The organism is Geomonas limicola (assembly GCF_014193675.1).
GTDB classification, from domain to species: Bacteria; Desulfobacterota; Desulfuromonadia; order Geobacterales; family Geobacteraceae; genus Geomonas; species Geomonas limicola.
Genome location: NZ_BLXZ01000002.1, coordinates 59,612 through 75,793 on the forward strand (window position 1 = coordinate 59,612; position 16,182 = coordinate 75,793).

A 16,182-nucleotide genomic window follows, 5' to 3' on the forward strand; every position below is an offset into this window, starting at 1 on the left:
GGCGGATGAGCGAGGGGTTGCCGGGGGGGGCAGGTAATGACACAGATCCGCCTATCTTTACTGCTGCTGTCCGCGGGGGTCCTGGGGCTGTTCCCGGCCGGCGCCCATGCCATGCACCGCCGGGCGCCGTCCCGGACCATGGAGATCATCTCCACCTCGGAGGGGGGCGGGGTCATGGCCCGGCAGCCCAATGTCGTCTTCCGGCGGGGGAGACCGGGCGGCACCACGATCACCGTCCGCCCTGAGAGCGTGAGGCAGACGGTCGACGGGATCGGCACCTCGTTCACCGAATCCTCCGCCTTCGTGCTGGCCCATCTCGACCGGGAGAGGCGCCGGGAGGTCATGAGGAGCATCTTCGGGGAGAAGGGGGCCAATTTCGCCCTGTCCCGCACCCACATCGGCGCCTGCGATTTTTCCGTCGAGGGGAAATACTCCTACGCCGAGGTCGCCGGGGACCGGAAACTGGAGAGCTTCAGCATCGCCCCCGACAAGGCCGGTTTCGCCAGGAGCGCCTACCCGGGGATCGTCGACGAAAGCTACGACCTGCTCCCCATGATAAAGGAGGCCCTGGCTGTCAAGGGTGCCCAGCGTGACCGCGAACTGAGGATAGTCGCCTCGGCCTGGACCGCCCCCCCCTGGATGAAGGATATCGGAGCGTGGTACATCCCCGGTTCCCCGGAAAACAACTGGCAGGGAACCGGCGGCTCGCTCAAGACGGAGCACCTGCCGACCTACGCCGACTACCTGGTCCGGTACCTCGACGCCTATAGGGCGGAGGGGGTCAGCATCTGGGGGCTCACCCCGGTCAACGAGCCGTACGGCAACAACGGGCAGTGGGAGAGCATGCACTTCACCCCCGAGACCCAGAACGACTTCGTGAAGAACCATCTCGGGCCGAAGCTCCATGCCGGCAACCATGCCGACGTGAAGCTCATGATTTACGACCACAACAGGGACGGCCTGGAAAAGTGGACCGACCTCATGTTCGCCGACCCGGCGACGGCTCGCTACCTATACGGCGCGGCCGTCCACTGGTACGAAAGCTCGTTCCGGGTCTTCGAGGAGGTGCTCGACGCCGTTGCCCGGAAATTCCCGAAGTTCGCCATCCTCCACACGGAAGGGTGCATCGACGACCTCGGGAAACCGGCACCGGGAGGGATTCTGGACCCGGTCCGCTACCGGGAGTCGGGGTGGTTCAACAATGACGGTTTCTGGTGGAATGCCAACGCGACGGACTGGGGGTACAGCGCTACCTGGGCGGGGGTCGTCAGGTCGGACCATCCCGTCTACACGCCGGTGCACCGCTATGCCCGCAACATCATTGTCAGCCTGAATCACGGGGTGCGCGGCTGGATCGACTGGAACATCGTCCTGGATAGCCGGGGGGGGCCAAACCACGTGGGGAACTATTGCGGCGCACCGATCATGATCGACACCGCAACCCGTCAGGTCTACTACACCCCCATTTTCCACGTGCTTTCCCAGTTCAGCAGGACCATCCGTCCCGGGGACACTGTCGTTCAGACCGAGCTCAATCCGGCGGGAGTGCGCTCCGATGCCCTCTACGCCTTGGCCACCCTGAACGGCGCCAACGTCCTGAGCGTTCAGCTCCTCAACACGACGAAACAGCCGGTCACCTACCATCTGCAGCTGGGCGATCGCTACGCGAAGATACGCACCGCGGCAAATTCGCTCCAGACGGTACGGGTCCGGTTATGACGGGAAGGAGGCAGCCATGACGCAGCACGACACGCTCCCGGAAGACATCGTCCCCATCGGGCAGAAGATCGCCTTCGGCGCGGGACACCTGGCCAACCAGCTGTTTCCGGCGGCGTTGGGCGTGTTCATGGTGGTGCTGGTCCTGTCGCTTAAGATGGATCCGCTGCTTGCCGGCCTGCTGTCGGCGCTTCCGCGCATACTCGACGCTCTCATCGACCCCGTGATGGGGTTCATCTCGGACCACACGAAGTCGCGCTGGGGGAGAAGAAAACCGTACATCCTGGTAGGGAGCATCATCTCCGGCACGACCTTCATGGTCATGTGGCAGCTGTATCCGGAAAATTCCGTTGCCTACAATTTCTGCTATTTCCTGATCCTGTCCCTGGTGTTTTATACCGGCTACACGATCTTCGCGGCCCCGCTCATCGGCCTTGGCTACGAGATGAGTCCCGACTACAACGAGCGCACCCGGCTGATGGCGGTTTCGCAATGGATGGGGCAGATAGCCTGGATGCTCGCCCCCTGGGCCTGGGTGCTCATCTACGACCCCGCCGTCTACAGCTCCGGTCCGGAGGGGGCGAGACGGCTCTCGGTGTGGGTGGGAGGGTTCTGCCTGGTCCTGGGGGTGCTGCCGGCCCTATTCTGCCGGGAACGCGCGCAGGATCAGGGCGAGGCACGGCTCTCGCTCAAGGACATTGCCGCCAGCACCAGGCAGTTCCTGCTGGGGATACGGCAGACCGCCACCTGCAGGCCGTTTCTGAAACTCTGCGGCGCAACCTTCCTCATTTTCAACGGGTTTCAGACCATAGCCCAGTTTGCCTTCTTCATCATCCTTTTCTACCTCTTCCGCGGGGACAAAACCGCCGCGGGGACCTGGCCCGCCTGGTTCGGCACCATGAGCGCCGTTGCCACCGCCTTCCTGGTCATTCCCATCGTCACCTACCTCTCCCAAAGGCTCGGCAAGAAAAACGCCTTCATCATCTCCACGGCGATCTCCTTTGCAGGGTACCTCCTGAAATGGTGGTGCTTTGACCCGGCCAACCCCTGGCTCATGTTCGTGCCGCTGCCGCTCATTTCGTTCAGCATCGGTGGGCTTTTTACCCTGATGATGTCAATGACCGCCGACGTGTGCGACCTCGACGAACTGGTACACGGCAGCCCCCGCCGCGAGGCGACGTTCGGCGCAGTCTACTGGTGGATGGTGAAACTCGGCACCGCATGTGCCGTCCTTTTAAGCGGAGCCATCCTGAAATGGGTCGGGTTTGATCAGAACCTGGCGGTTCAGTCGGCGACGACCATGACCAACCTGCGTCTGGCCGATATCTGCATACCGATATGCACGGGGGTCCTGGCGATAGCCGTTATCTGGAACTACGACATTACCGAGGCGAAGGCCCGGGAGATGAGGGAAAAGCTGAACGCGCGGCGCGCTGGCGAAGCAGTTCTGCTCGGCTCCGGAGGGGGTTAAGGCGCGATACGGGTGAGGGGCGTGAAGGTACCGTGCCTTGCTCGTGAGCTAAAGGTTTTACCGACAGCAAGGCGAGGGTGGGTGACGGGAGGAGGCCGTCCCGGTCTCCATGATGATTGTCTTGTTCCACAGGTGTCGGCTTTTTTTTGCCCAAAATACTGCTATATAGCAGCGGCACGCTTCGATGGTGCATGCTGGTGAGCCGTACGAGATGGACCACATCTACAGGAGGGTATTGCAATGAGGAAAAAGCTGTTTAACGTTTCACCGTTTCTGTCACTGGTCATGTTGCTTGTTTTGTCCGCCGCGATGTTGGCCGGGTGTGGGGGTGGCGGTTCCGGCAGCCCGGCACCGACCGCACCGACCGCAACGGCACCCGGTGCGCCGACGATCGGGACGGCCACGGTGGGCAATGCCCAGGCGACCGTCAGCTTCACTCCCCCGGTGAGCAATGGCGGCAGCGCCATCACCAGCTACACCGTGACGTCGACTCCGGGCGGCAAGACAGCCACCGGGTCGGCCAGTCCGCTCACCGTCACCGGCCTCACCAACGGGACCAGCTACACCTTTACCGTGACGGCCACCAATGCGGCCGGCACCAGCACGGCATCGGCCGCCTCGAATGCGGTGACACCGGTGGCGCCGTTTGCCGCCCTTACGGTGGTGCAGAACCAGACCGTATCCCAGGATTCCTATGACACGGCGAACTCTGTCGCCCTGCCGGGCAACAACCTCCAGGGGTCGTACGCTTTCGGTAGCATTGCACCCACCTGGTGGTGGGGTGGTGTCGGCACGGATTCCGCCTATGTCGGATACGGCGTCAACAAAAACGGCACCGGTGCCGGCCTTGGAGTGTACGTAGCTGGTGCCGGATCCAACACCTGGGACATCAACGGAGCTTCTTCCGTGGTCGTCGGACTGGGAACCAATGCGGAATGTGTCGGCATATGCAAGGCAACCCTGGTTCTCGTCTCCTCTAACCCCAGTTGCAAGGCGACCGCAAACAGCGGCATGACCATCACCGCAGGACCGGTCAATACCGGAAATAGCGTTGCCGCGCCCACAACGGCTACAACCTATACCAAGACCCTGACCGACGCCAACTGGACCGTAACCGGTTGCACGACCAACACCATGGCGGGTTTCCTTTCCCAACCTCTTAAGGAGGTGCACGCCCAGATGCTCCAGGCGGACATGCAGTTCACCACCAGCGGTGCCGATCCCCTCTACCCCAACGGTCTCAATCTGGGTGGCATCAAATTCCAGTGATAGAGGGGCGCCGGCCTGCAGCAAGCCGGATATGAATGCACGGCGTGCTGCATGATAGCGGGGCGGGAACGAAGCGGGATGAGCCTCCGCCGGTGAGGAAGTTGGTTCAACAAAGGCTTGATCCATGTGCGAGGCCCCTGAATTCGATCAGGGGCCTCGTCCAATTCGTCCTGCGCAGGGTGCGTCCTGTCGGGCGCAACGAACGAAAGATCTTGATACCCCTCAAGCGTCCGTGATCTTGTGTGCAAGGGTATTGGGCGCGATGACTTCGCAGGCAAGAAAAAGGAATTTCAGACACCCGGATTTTCATCTGCGCGCATCCATGACCTTCTCTGTTCGCTGCGGGAAAGAGCTCGAAATTCCTGCACCCGGCCAGGCGCTCGTTGATCCGGTGGCAAATGTCGCTGCATACCACCATGCTGTTCAGGTCCGGATTAGATTCGGTCCAGAAGTCGGCGGTAACATCGCGGGAGGTGACCAACCCGGAGGACCCTGTCGCTTTATGATCAGTAGGCCTTCTTCATGCCCTCTTCTAGCCGTCCCACCTGTGCTAAGCGTCCAACAGCTGTCGTATCTTTTTAAGTAGTTCTCTCGGCTGAACCGGTTTCATGACCAGCTCAACCCCCATTTCAGACATGCCCCGGCTCTCAATAAAGTCGGCTGTGTAGCCGCTGGAGAAAATCGCTTTTATCCCCGGCTTGACCCGCTCTATCTTTTCTAATGCCTCCCTGCCGTTCTGCTTGGGCATGATCATGTCCATTAAGACCAGGTCGATCCTATCCTGATTGGCCTGGAACTTCTCTACGGCGTCCTCGCCATCTTCTGCCAGGATCACTTCGTAGCCACTCCCTTCAAGAATCTTCGACACCAGCCGCCCTACTGCCGGATCGTCTTCTGCGACCAGGATGGTCTCGTCCCCCCCTTTTGGCGGCTCGGCTTCAACCATTTCGACACAGGAGCTGCCGTTTAATTCCTGAAGGGGTAGGTAGATCCGGAAGGTCGTGCCCCGGCCAGGCTCGCTGTAGACGTTGATGAAGCCGTTATGCTGCTTGATGATGCCGTATATGATCGCCATGCCGAGACCGGTGCCTTTGCCAACCTCCTTGGTGGTGAAAAACGGCTCGAAGATGTGCTGGATATGCTCCTTGAAGATACCGGCCCCTGTGTCCGAGACGGTAAGCAGGGCGTATCGGCCCAGGGGGACCTCGCTGTTGTGAAAATCCGCAAAAGAACTGTCCAAGATGACAAGCTCGCTTGTCACGGTGAGGACGCCGCCACCCGGCATGGCATCACGGGCGTTGGTGGCCAGGTTGATCAGTACCTGTTCCATCTGCCCCCGGTCGGCGACAATGGGGAGTTCCGTATCCTTGCTGGAGGTGTTGAGAATCACATCTTCGCCGATGATCCGGCCGAGGAACTTGTGGACATGCTGGATGATGTGGTTGAGGTTCTCTGGTTTCATCACCAGGGTCTGCTTGCGGCTGAATGCCAACAGGCCATGGGTGAGCTGAGCGGCCTTCTCCGCCGAGGCAGCGATCTCCTCGATGTTTCGTTTCTGCAGGTCGTTCAAACTGCCATCCATCATCAGAAGTGAGCTGTAACCTGAAATTACCGTCAGGATGTTGTTGAAGTCATGTGCCACCCCTCCGGCAAGCTGACCGACAGCTTCCATCTTCTGGGACTGGCGCAGCTGCTCCTCGAGGCGGCGACGATCGGTTATGTCCTGGAACGCACCGATGATTTTTGTGGTGACCCCATTCTCCCGGATCACCTTGCTGGTGGTAAAGACCCGAATCCGGCGCCCTTTGGCAGTCACCAGGTCCAGTTCGAGCTGAAAATCCTTACCCTCCTCAATGGCCTCTTTGACTGCCGCGCTGACGATGGGCAAGGATTCCGGCGCATAAAAGCCGATGGCTGTCTCTATGGTTGGAGAATACTCCTCGGGCGTCGTCTCGTGGATCAGGTAGGTCTCCTTGCTCCAGTAGAGCGACTTGTCGCCAAAGTCGATCTCCCAGCCGCCGATGTGGGCTATATGCTGCGATTCCTGCAGCATGTGGCTCAGGCGCAGGTTATCCTGTTCGGCCTGTTTCTGTTCCCTGATATCGCGGATGAACACGCAGAAGCTGTCCCGGTCCTTGAGGTAGGAGGTGCTCACTTCCACGTCGTAGATCACGCCGGATTTGTCGCGATGCCTGGTCTCGAAGCGCGTGTGGCCGGAATCGATGATCTTCTCCATCCTCTCCTTGACGACGAACGGGTCGTCATTGACGTCAAAGTCCGAGATGCAGCGGCCGAGGATCTCCTCAGCGGCATATCCCGACATCCGGCAGTAGGCGTCGTTCACGTCGAGGATCCTGGCGGAGCGATTGGTGATCCAGAACCCCTCCTTGGCGGTCTTGATGAAGGTGCGATATTCATCCTCGAAGCGTTTGCGCTCGGTGATATCGGTGGCGATCTCCAACCTGACCAGGCGGCCGTCGCTCCAGGGGATAGCCTGGTCCCTGCATTCGAACCAGCGGTTGTTCATGGTGTTGCGGAACTCCCACACCACCTGCTCCCCGGCGGTTCCGTCCGGCCTGACCAGCTTTTTATTGGTGCAGAAGGGGCACGGCCCCGCCTGGCCCGCCTGAAGTTCCTGCCAGCAGGTCTTACCGCTAATGTCGCCGAAGATATCCCGGCCGTAGCGGTTGATGAACAGGATCTCGTGGGTGTCGAAATCCGCCACGTACACCAGGGCATCGAGGGCATCCAGCACCGTCTGCATCTGCTGGAACAGGGTATGGCGGGCGGTGATGTCGTAGTTGACGCCGAGCATCCGGACCGGAGCCCCGCTGTCATCGCGCAGCACGGTGCCGTCGGCCTTGATGTGCAGGACCGTCCGGTCGGGCCGCAGGATACGAAAGACCGTATCCCACCCTTCCTCCCCCCGCAGCGCGGCTTGGCATTCGCTCCAGGCCCGCTCTCGATCCTCGGGATGGAGGCCGTTTTGCCAGGCCTCGATGCCGCCGGGGAAGGAGTCCGGGGTGTAGCCGTACAGCTCGATCATCCGGCGGTCCCAGACCATGGTGTTGTTGACCACGTCCCAGTCCCAGACACCCATTGCCGCAGAAGAGGTCGCCAGATGCAGTCGCTGTTCCGAGTAGTGCAACTCGCTGTTGAGGTCGGCTGTCTGCCTTTCCCGGGCGACAATGCACTCCGCCATACGTTCCAAGTCGCTTGCCAGCGAATTGAATTCCACTATGGGATCCGTCTGCGGCAATTTTGCCTGGTAGTTTCCTTCGGAGAAGGCACGAGCCAGGAATGCGATCTGCTCGAAACGGGACGAGAGTTTCAGGGACGACCTCACCGCCAGGAGCATACCGAGCAGGATTGCGATGATTCCCGATACTGTAACGGTCAACGTCATTGAGCTCAGGGAGGAAAATGCCGCCCGTTTGTCCTCAGCGACAAGGACATACCAACCATTTCTGGCGATAGGAATAATACTGCCCACCATATCAGTACTGTTGAGACTGAAATGTGAACTTAGAGGGATTTTTTCCAGCATCGCTCGTTGTACCAGCGGAATATTGCTCACGTTAAACTGCTGAGCAGTCATCGACTGGTGAGGGTCGGCGATGACCTGGCCTTTTTTGTCGAGAACCAGAACTATCTGACTGTGACGCAGATCGATTGTGTCGAGAAAGGTGGAGAGGAGATCGAGCGACATCTCGCCAATGACGATCTTTGTAGAGGAAGGATACGCAACGGCAACGGTGGACTTGCCACTTACCAGGGAAAGGAAGTTGTCCGACCAGATCTGTTTCTTTTGGGCCGCGGCTTCTTTAGCCAGGTTGTTTCTTGAAAGATCGATCCCGAGGAAATCCCTGATCTGTTCTCTGTCCGCTTTGGAAACCTGGACCGCCCTGACGATACCCTTCAAATCAAGCACATAGATAGCCTGCAGGGTGGCAGAAGCTTCCATGTTGGCATCTACCAAGTGTTGGATGTTGTGCCAACCCAAATTTTCGTCCATTGGGACGAGAGCTACATCAGCAAGGGTCGCAAAAGATGATTCCAGCTGCAGTTCTACCTGGGAAGCGATGGCTTTGGCGAGCTGCAGTTGTTCCTTCTCGATTTCGGAACGTTTTTCCGGTATCAGCCTGAATATGCTGAAGGTCAGGATGATCAAAACAGGGACAATGGCAATTACCAGTGCCTGAATAGTGAGAATATTTCGTATGGATCGTTTCATAAGGCTATTGAAGCGTAATGTATTTACCGTCTTTGATGACGGTTATATAGGTGTTCCGGGTGGCATCGCCGAATTTATCGATGGTTATCTGCTGTTGAACTCCGTTAAACGTGCCTTTGCCGATGATCGTCTCTTTAAGGGACCGACTGGCTGGCCTTGTGCGTAGAGCTTCCATAAGAACCAGAGCAGAGTCATAACCTGCCATACCGGCAAAACCCGGCTCCTTGCCGAAACGCTTTAGGTAAGCCGAACGGAACTCCTGGAATTTTTGCGAAGAATCCGAGCGGTTGAGAAACTGCGCGATGGTTATCCCCTCGACCCCACTGCCCCCTAGATCGATGAGCGCTTCGGTCGAGGCCCACTCTGACAGCACGATGGGTACCTTGGCGTCGTGCTTACGGATTTGCTGGCACAAGGTGCCTGCATCGACTGAATTGGCAAGGATTAAAACGAGGTCTGGTTTGAAGGAGAGGATTTCCGTGGCGTTATGTGCGAACCTGATATCAGCTTCGGATTTGAATTGAGAAACAGATACTACCTTGCCACCCAATTTTTCGAAGGTTGAGCGAAAGTCATTAAACCAGCTCTCCGTGTAGGATTTATTCCCGACATCGTAGATTGCGGACACTCTTCGTCTGCCCAGGTTGAATTGATATGCTGCGCTTTTCTCGGCATAGGTGGCGGTTGTCGACATCACCCGCAGGAAGTTGTCGTCCCGTCCCCCGAGGTCTTTCGTCGTAACCGTCGGACTTAACAAAATGGTTTGGGATGAGTTGACAACGGGAACCATTGCCATCGCCATGCTGCTCGTCATCGGCCCGATTACCGCTTCTATATTCTGGGCGACTAGTTCGGAGATGACCTTCTTCGCGGTATCGGGGTTTTGTTCGTCATTGCGGATAACGAGTTCTAGAGGCCTTCCGTTTATCCCCCCAGCGGCATTTCTTTGTTCAACGGCAAGCATCACGCCATTGCGGCCGCCAACACCAAGATCGGCTACTTTCCCGGTGAGCCCGGCAACAAAACCTATTTTTATTGGAGAGGAGTCTTTACAAGAAGAGAGTATCGCCATCACGGCAAGGACGGGAATGAGAGCTAAAGGTAGTTTGGCAATACGCACGATTTAGCCCCCCCTTTCTGATGTGCCATAAATCCTTGTGGCTAATGAGACAATGGAATTTACACAGATCACTGTTCTATTACAATTAGGTTATCCCCGTCGGAATTCCCTTACATGGCAACGAACTCCTTGGCACTCCATCCAGCCACGGCGTCTACCCTCTCAGCCCCCCTAGGGCGGGTGTCTCTTCAGCTAGGTGGCCAATCCCGATAAAAGCGCCAAGGTGCCGGGTACTCAACGCCCATCATGGCCCACTTTTGCCTTTGCCCCGTTTCGGCCAACGAGTAGGTCCCAACCTTTGAACCATGTCTTGGAGCTTCGGCGGTGGGCTTGGAGAGCCGCGGGCAAGATGCCTGCGAAATCCCAGCTAAACAGTGATGAACATATCGGCTGTCTCGGCATTAACTTTAGGTGAAATCGGATAGTTAGGACTTCGAGCGGCCAGCCTTTGCCTATCGCGGTCGTGGGAACGTTGCTGCTGCCTGTGCCAGCACGTAGTCACCATCGACCTCCTGAATAAGAAAATCGACGAAGGCCCTGTTTGCCGGCGACGGGAGCATCTTTCAGGCTATGGCAAAGTCCAAGAAGAGCGGGGGATCGCACGAAATGGTCGCTACGTCAGGGTCTTTCGCTACAGCTATTTTCAGAAGGGATCGCAGCTATACTGCAGTGTCTGCAAGAGTTTGCCCGAAGGGGCGCAGACCTGCGGGATCTGGTCGAGAAGGTAACCAGGTATGGCACCTACGGAATCTGGCCACTCCCATTGACACAAAGGGGGTACGGCACAGTGCCGTAACCCCCTTTCCCGCTTCCCACCCCGTCCCGGATAAGCTACTCCGGATCGATTCCGATCTCAACCGAATCGCCCCTCGTTGACCAGTTCGTGTTTCCCTTAAAACGGCAGGCTGCGCGCGACCGTTACCGCAAAAACCGCCTGTGCCCCAGCTTCCTCCAGCGCTTCCGCGCAGGCACGTAGGGTACTCCCGGTGGTGCAGACGTCATCCACCAACATGAGCCGCCTCCCCCTCAGCCGTTCCGGCTTGCCTAGCACAAACGCCCCTTTCACGTTGTTTTTTCGTTCTTCGGCATCGAGGCTGGTCTGCGGTTCGGTCCAGCGCTCCCGGCGCAGGCTCCCCACGTCCATGCGCAACTGCCAGCGTTTGGCCAGCACCTCGCCGATCAGTTGCGACTGGTTGAAGCCGCGCTGGCGCAGGCGCTTACGGTGCAAAGGTACCGGTATCACCAGTTCCGGCGCGACCTCCTCCCGAAACGGCTGCAGTGCCTGCGCCATGAGGATCCCGAGCGGGTCGCTCAGGTGCACCTTGTAGCCGTACTTGAACCGGTGAATAAGTTCCTGGACCGGACCGGCGTAGAGGGTGGCGGAGCGGCTGAGATGAGCGGGCGGATGTTTGAGGCAGGCGCCGCAGACATGGTTTCGGCCGTCTTCGGTCTTGAAGGGGGTGCCGCAGCTCGGACAGAGTGGGGTAACCAGGAAGGTGATGTTCTCGAGACATGCGGGGCAGATGAGGAGGTCACCCGCGTTGGGGATGAAGGTCTTGCAAGAGTGGCAAAGCGGCGGGAAGAGAAGATCCAGCAGAGGCCGAAGCAACATGGTGCCCTCCGGTTACTGCGTGGGTGCATGGTTCCAGGTCCAAGAGTCCCCACACCCCTTGCGGGAGGGGGCTAGGGGGTGGGGGAAGCTGCTACGGAGTGACGGGGTGGTGCTTTCCGCTTCCCCCTCACCCCGGCCCTCCCCCGCCAGGGGGGAGGGAGAGTTTGGAGAGAGTGGGCAACCGTCAGTGTTCCGCGTCACCCCGAGAAGTCTACAGCCCCATGTCCTCGTTGACCACCAGGACGCGGATGTCGGTGTTGCGCGGTTTCTTCTCGATGATGGTGGTCACCCGGCAGATGCGCTGCGGGGAGTCGCAGTTGGAGCAAAATCCGGTAGTGGCGCAGGGGGTGGCCAGGTTCAGCCGCTTGGTGTTGGGGGGGGCCGCATAGCTCTTGATCCTCTGGATCGCCTCTTCGACGCCGCCGTCCACCAGCTTGTTCCTCCCCACCACGACGATCACCTTCTTGGGCCCAAAGAACATGGATGCCACGCGGTTGCCGTTGCCGTCGATGTTCACCAGGACGCCGGAAAGGGTCACCGCATTGCTGCCGGTAAGGAACAGGTCGCAGGTGAGCTCGCGGCGGCAGATCTCCAGCTTTTCTTCGGGGGTGAGGCCCGGCAGACCGTGGTCCACGATCTCCTTCCCCATGCTCTTCAGCTTGTCGGCGAGCTTCAGTTCTGCCACCGAGAGCGAACCGCCGAAGCCGACAGTCTTCACATCGCCGACTTCGTTCAGGATGTAGTGGAACACTTCACCGCTGTCCTGGCAGAAGACCGCGGTGAAACCATTTTTGGCAAGTCCCGCCACCGCCTTCTCGCACTTCTTGGCAAAGGCCCAGTCGTTCAGTTCTTCCGTTTTGCTCATGCTTTCTCTCCGGGAGTAGGTGGTGGTTCAGCCGCGGTTAGCCCAGAATTCACGCTCGTAGGTCCAATAATCGCCCATGAATCCGACCAGTTGCTTCATCCGCTCCTTGAAGTCGTTGTGCGCCGCCATCTGGCCGGGAAACTCGCGCTTCTCGGCGATGCTGGTGCAAAGCTCGGCCCCCAGGATGCGGGCCTTGGCGAAGAGTTCCTCCTGGTTGGGGAACTGGCGCGGGCCGGCCCCGGGAGAGGCAACCGAGCCTACGGTGAGGGCGCCCAGCGCCGAGACGACGCGCTCCAGGTACTCGATAACCTCCTCGTCCCCTCCGCCACCGGAGGTTTCCACCAGGACCGCGTACTTCCCTTCCAGGGCAGTGCAGTGGATCAGGCCGTTCAGGCGGTCGATGAACGCCTTCATCTGGGCCGAGACGCTGAAGATGTAGTTGGGGGTGGCGAGGATGAAGCCGTCGGCGTTCATCAGCTTGGTGCGCACCTCGCTGAAGTCGTCCTTGATGGGGCAGTCGCCCACCTTGTGGCAGACGTCACAGGCGACGCAGGGGCCGACCTCGGTGCGGTCCAGGCAGACCACCTCGACCTCGGCGCCGGTCCCGGCGACGCCGGCCAGCACCTCGTCGAGCAGGCGGCCGGTAGTGCCGCGCATGCCGCGCGGACTGCCGTTGATGGCTATGATTTTCATGGGGTTCTCCTGTCAAGGGCGGCGCGTTTTCATCGCCCGTTCGACCCGAGGTATCTGACCCATCGGTTCGATCGGACCCGCGCCGCCACGGTAATGTTGTCAGCTGTTACTTCACGATGAGGCTCTTGCCGGTCATCTCCGGCGGCTGGGGGATCCCCAGCATCTCCAGCATGGTGGGCGCCAGGTCTGCCAGCACCCCTTTTCTCAGCTTCACGCTCTTGCGGCTCTCGTCCACCAGCACCAGGGGTGCCATGTCGCAGGTGTGCGCGGTGTGCGGGCCGCCGGTCGTGTCGTCCACCATCATCTCGGCATTGCCATGGTCGGCGGTGATGATGGTCGCACCACCAAGCTCAAGCACCCGGTCCACCAGCTTCCCGACGCACTGGTCCACCGCCTCGACGGCACGCACTGCGGCCGCCATGACACCGGTGTGCCCGACCATGTCGGCGTTGGCGAAGTTCAAAATGATGACGTCGTACTTGTCCTCGTCGAGCCGCTTCAAAAGCTCCTCGGTCACCAGGTAGGCGCTCATCTCGGGCTTCTGATCGTAGGTCGCAACCTCTTTCGGTGAGGGGATCAGGGCGCGGTCCTCACCGGCAAAGGGTGCCTCACGGCCGCCGTTGAAGAAGAAGGTGACGTGGGCGTACTTCTCGGTCTCGGCGATGCGCAGCTGGGTGAGCCCCGCCTTGGCGATCACCTCCGGGAAGATGTTGGTGAGCTCCTCCGGACCGAAGGCGACCGGCAGGTCGAAGGTCTCGTCGTAGCTGGTCATGCAGACGTAGCTGGAGAACTTCGGGAGCGCCGCACGCTCGAAGCCGCCAAAGGACCTTTCGGTGAGGCTGCGGGTGATCTCGCGGGCCCGGTCCGAGCGGAAATTGAAGAAGATGAAGCCGTCGCCGTCCTGCGCCTTACCGGTGTGCGCCCCTTCCGGGACGATCACGCTCGGCACCACGAACTCGTCGGAGACCCCTGCACGGTAGCTCTCACGCATGGCGGTCGCGGCGGACGGGTATGGTTTCCCCTCGCCCATGACGATGGCCCGGTAGGCCTGCTCTACGCGCTCCCAGCGGTTGTCGCGGTCCATCGCGTAGTAGCGCCCGATCACGGTGGCGATGCGCCCGAGGCCGATCTCGGCGATCTTCTCCTCGAGCCGGTCGATGTACTCGCCGCCACTTTGCGGCGGGGTGTCGCGCCCATCCATCAGGCAGTGCACCAGCACTTCCTTGATCCCCTGGCGCTTGGCCATCTCGATCAGGGCGTAGAGGTGGGTCTCGTGGGAGTGCACGCCGCCGTCGGAGAGCAGCCCCGCCAGGTGCAGCCGCCCGCTCCCTGCCTTCGCCTTTTTCATGCAGTCGACCAGAACCGGGTTCTCGAAGAACACACCGTCATGAATCGCCTTGGTGATCCGGGTAAGGTCCTGGTACACCACGCGGCCGGCCCCGATGTTGGTGTGACCCACCTCCGAGTTCCCCATCTGCCCGTCGGGAAGCCCCACCGACATCCCCGAGCCGTCGATCTCGCCCGAAGGGTAGTTCGCCATCAGCCGGTTCATGTTGGGGGTCTTCGCCTTGGCTACCGCGTTCGTCTCGGTTTCGGGGGCGATCCCCCAGCCGTCCAGGATCATCAAGAGCAGAGGCTTCTTTGGCATGTCACTCTCCTTGAATTTTTGAACGAAAAAAGGTGAAGAAAAACTTCACCTTAATCGTTTACTCGTGGTGGTACGGCTCGCCGTTCATGATGGTGAACCCCCGGTAGATCTGTTCCAGGAGAAACACCCGGACCATCTGGTGGGTCAGCGTCATTTTGGAGAGCGAAATGGCTTTGAAGGCCTGGCTGCGGAAGCTGTCGGTGAAGCCGAAGGCCCCGCCGATGGCGAATACCAGGTCCTGGGTCCCCTGGTCGCGCTGCTTGGTGAGAAAACCGGCCAACTCCGGAGAAGTCAGCTGATCGCCCCGCTCGTCCAGGACTATCAGCTTCGCTCCCTTGGGGAGCAGTTTCACGAGACGCTCACACTCGCGCTCCCGCATGACTGCTGCCTGGGCCCCTTTTTCCTCGCGGGCCTCCAGGATCTCCAGAGGGCAGTAACGCTTGATGCGGCCTGCATACTCCTCGATTCCCGTCTTGACCCACGCCTCCTGGGTCTTGCCGACCCAGAGGAGCTTGAGTCTCATCTCTCCTTATGCTCCCAGAGGAACTCCTCGGGGATCTCCAGCTGCGGAGCGCGCTCCCACAGTTCGTCCAGGTTGTAGTGGGCGCGCACCTCTTCCTGGAAGATGTGCACGATGATGTCACCGTAATCCATGACCACCCAGCGCCCTTCCTGCAGCCCTTCGGTGTCGATGGTCCGGTCGAAGGGTTTGAGCCCCATCTTCACGGAATCCGCGATTGCCTGTACCTGCTTGTCGGAACGGCCGCTGGCCAGAACCAGGTAGTCGGCGATGCTGGAGATCCTGCTGATATCGAGCACCTTCACGTTGAGGGCCTTCTTGTCGAGGGCGAAAGCGGCGCACTTGATGGCACGCTCCTCCGCCGGTATTACTACGTTATCTTCCATCCGTGTATAACCTTTGTCCTTTGATGTAATCTGCCACGGCTTCCGGGACCAAATACCTGATCGAGCGGCCGGTCCTGGCCAGTTGCCGTATGTGACTGGACGATATGTCCAGGAGTACTCCGTCCAGCGCGTAGACTGCATTTCCCGAGCTGTGACTGAGCTTTTTAGCCTGATGGTTATAGCAGAATTCCCCTGCTATAGCAACAGGGAGGGCCTGAGCCAAACTCTTGATAGTAGAGCCGGGACGCTGCATGCAGACAACGTTTGCCAGGGTAAAAATGCCCGCGTACTCGCGCCAGGTTCCGATGTCCGCAAACGAGTCTCCCCCCACGATGAAGTAGAGCTCGTCGTCGGGGTGTTCCTGCTTCAGCTGCCGCAAGGTGTCGATCGAGTAGGAGCGCCCGCCACGCACCCCCTCCATGTCCGAGACCGCGAAACCACTGTTATCCTGAATGGCCAGGCGCACCATCTCGTAGCGGTCCGTGAAGGAGAGCTGGCCGATGGTGGGCTTGTGCGGCGGCGTCGAGGCCGGGATGAAGAGCACCTGGTCCAGGGCGAAGCGGTCCCGCACCTCCTCGGCGATACGCAGGTGCGCCAGGTGGATCGGGTTGAAGGTCCCCCCGAGGATCCCTATCTTCATGGCGCTGC

12 protein-coding genes are annotated in these 16,182 nt (G+C 59.8%); 3 read left to right on the plus strand and 9 right to left on the minus strand.

The window, feature by feature from the left end; genetic code table 11:
* Nucleotides 1–36 precede the first annotated feature (36 nt).
* From H7688_RS04075 to H7688_RS04085, 3 genes are all read left to right on the plus strand, one after another.
* Nucleotides 37–1,719, plus strand: coding sequence for a glycoside hydrolase family 30 protein (locus H7688_RS04075; RefSeq protein WP_183359786.1), 1,683 nt, complete (start codon nucleotides 37–39; stop codon nucleotides 1,717–1,719).
* A gap of 16 nt (nucleotides 1,720–1,735) precedes the next feature.
* Entirely contained in the window at nucleotides 1,736–3,187 is a 1,452-nt protein-coding gene (locus H7688_RS04080; protein ID WP_183359787.1) for an MFS transporter, read from the plus strand.
* A gap of 285 nt (nucleotides 3,188–3,472) precedes the next feature.
* Nucleotides 3,473–4,456: a fibronectin type III domain-containing protein gene (locus tag H7688_RS04085; RefSeq protein WP_198424453.1), complete on the plus strand. Its 984-nt coding sequence runs from the start codon at nucleotides 3,473–3,475 to the stop codon at nucleotides 4,454–4,456.
* 550 nt (nucleotides 4,457–5,006) lie between these two features.
* Here the strand turns inward: H7688_RS04085 and H7688_RS04090 are convergent.
* From H7688_RS04090 to nadD, 9 genes are all read right to left on the minus strand, one after another.
* Nucleotides 5,007–8,690, minus strand: a complete 3,684-nt coding sequence (locus tag H7688_RS04090; protein WP_183359789.1) for a PAS domain-containing protein — start codon at nucleotides 8,688–8,690, stop codon at nucleotides 5,007–5,009.
* A gap of 4 nt (nucleotides 8,691–8,694) precedes the next feature.
* Nucleotides 8,695–9,810, minus strand: coding sequence for an ABC transporter substrate-binding protein (locus tag H7688_RS04095; protein ID WP_246329707.1), 1,116 nt, complete (start codon nucleotides 9,808–9,810; stop codon nucleotides 8,695–8,697).
* A gap of 892 nt (nucleotides 9,811–10,702) precedes the next feature.
* Complete coding sequence (locus tag H7688_RS04100; RefSeq protein WP_183359790.1) at nucleotides 10,703–11,422, minus strand: ComF family protein; 720 nt, start codon at nucleotides 11,420–11,422, stop codon at nucleotides 10,703–10,705.
* A gap of 211 nt (nucleotides 11,423–11,633) precedes the next feature.
* Nucleotides 11,634–12,287, minus strand: a complete 654-nt coding sequence (locus H7688_RS04105) for a lactate utilization protein (protein WP_183359791.1) — start codon at nucleotides 12,285–12,287, stop codon at nucleotides 11,634–11,636.
* A 27-nt stretch (nucleotides 12,288–12,314) separates the two neighbouring features.
* Nucleotides 12,315–12,980, minus strand: coding sequence for a flavodoxin family protein (locus H7688_RS04110; RefSeq protein WP_183359792.1), 666 nt, complete (start codon nucleotides 12,978–12,980; stop codon nucleotides 12,315–12,317).
* Between the two features lie 106 nt (nucleotides 12,981–13,086).
* The gene (gene gpmI, locus H7688_RS04115; RefSeq protein ID WP_183359793.1) at nucleotides 13,087–14,628 is read right to left on the minus strand and encodes a 2,3-bisphosphoglycerate-independent phosphoglycerate mutase; all 1,542 of its coding nucleotides are present in this window, start codon (nucleotides 14,626–14,628) and stop codon (nucleotides 13,087–13,089) included.
* A gap of 58 nt (nucleotides 14,629–14,686) precedes the next feature.
* Nucleotides 14,687–15,151, minus strand: a complete 465-nt coding sequence (locus tag H7688_RS04120; protein WP_183359794.1) for a 23S rRNA (pseudouridine(1915)-N(3))-methyltransferase RlmH — start codon at nucleotides 15,149–15,151, stop codon at nucleotides 14,687–14,689.
* Nucleotides 15,148–15,534, minus strand: a complete 387-nt coding sequence (rsfS, locus tag H7688_RS04125) for a ribosome silencing factor (protein WP_183359796.1) — start codon at nucleotides 15,532–15,534, stop codon at nucleotides 15,148–15,150. The genes H7688_RS04120 and rsfS overlap by 4 nt, the downstream gene beginning before the upstream one ends.
* The gene (gene nadD / locus H7688_RS04130; protein ID WP_183359798.1) at nucleotides 15,524–16,174 is read right to left on the minus strand and encodes a nicotinate-nucleotide adenylyltransferase; all 651 of its coding nucleotides are present in this window, start codon (nucleotides 16,172–16,174) and stop codon (nucleotides 15,524–15,526) included. The genes rsfS and nadD overlap by 11 nt, the downstream gene beginning before the upstream one ends.
* Nucleotides 16,175–16,182 lie beyond the last annotated feature (8 nt).

Bases quoted from the DNA above. Each gene is read 5' to 3' on its own strand.
- H7688_RS04075 (WP_183359786.1), top strand. From the start codon at position 37: ATGACACAGATCCGCCTATCTTTACTGCTGCTGTCCGCGGGGGTCCTG.
- H7688_RS04080 (WP_183359787.1), top strand. From the start codon at position 1,736: ATGACGCAGCACGACACGCTCCCGGAAGACATCGTCCCCATCGGGCAG.
- H7688_RS04085 (WP_198424453.1), top strand. From the start codon at position 3,473: ATGTTGCTTGTTTTGTCCGCCGCGATGTTGGCCGGGTGTGGGGGTGGC.
- H7688_RS04090 (WP_183359789.1), bottom strand. From the start codon at position 8,690: ATGAAACGATCCATACGAAATATTCTCACTATTCAGGCACTGGTAATT.
- H7688_RS04100 (WP_183359790.1), bottom strand. From the start codon at position 11,422: ATGTTGCTTCGGCCTCTGCTGGATCTTCTCTTCCCGCCGCTTTGCCAC.
- H7688_RS04105 (WP_183359791.1), bottom strand. From the start codon at position 12,287: ATGAGCAAAACGGAAGAACTGAACGACTGGGCCTTTGCCAAGAAGTGC.
- H7688_RS04110 (WP_183359792.1), bottom strand. From the start codon at position 12,980: ATGAAAATCATAGCCATCAACGGCAGTCCGCGCGGCATGCGCGGCACT.
- gpmI (WP_183359793.1), bottom strand. From the start codon at position 14,628: ATGCCAAAGAAGCCTCTGCTCTTGATGATCCTGGACGGCTGGGGGATC.
- H7688_RS04120 (WP_183359794.1), bottom strand. From the start codon at position 15,151: ATGAGACTCAAGCTCCTCTGGGTCGGCAAGACCCAGGAGGCGTGGGTC.
- rsfS (WP_183359796.1), bottom strand. From the start codon at position 15,534: ATGGAAGATAACGTAGTAATACCGGCGGAGGAGCGTGCCATCAAGTGC.
- nadD (WP_183359798.1), bottom strand. From the start codon at position 16,174: ATGAAGATAGGGATCCTCGGGGGGACCTTCAACCCGATCCACCTGGCG.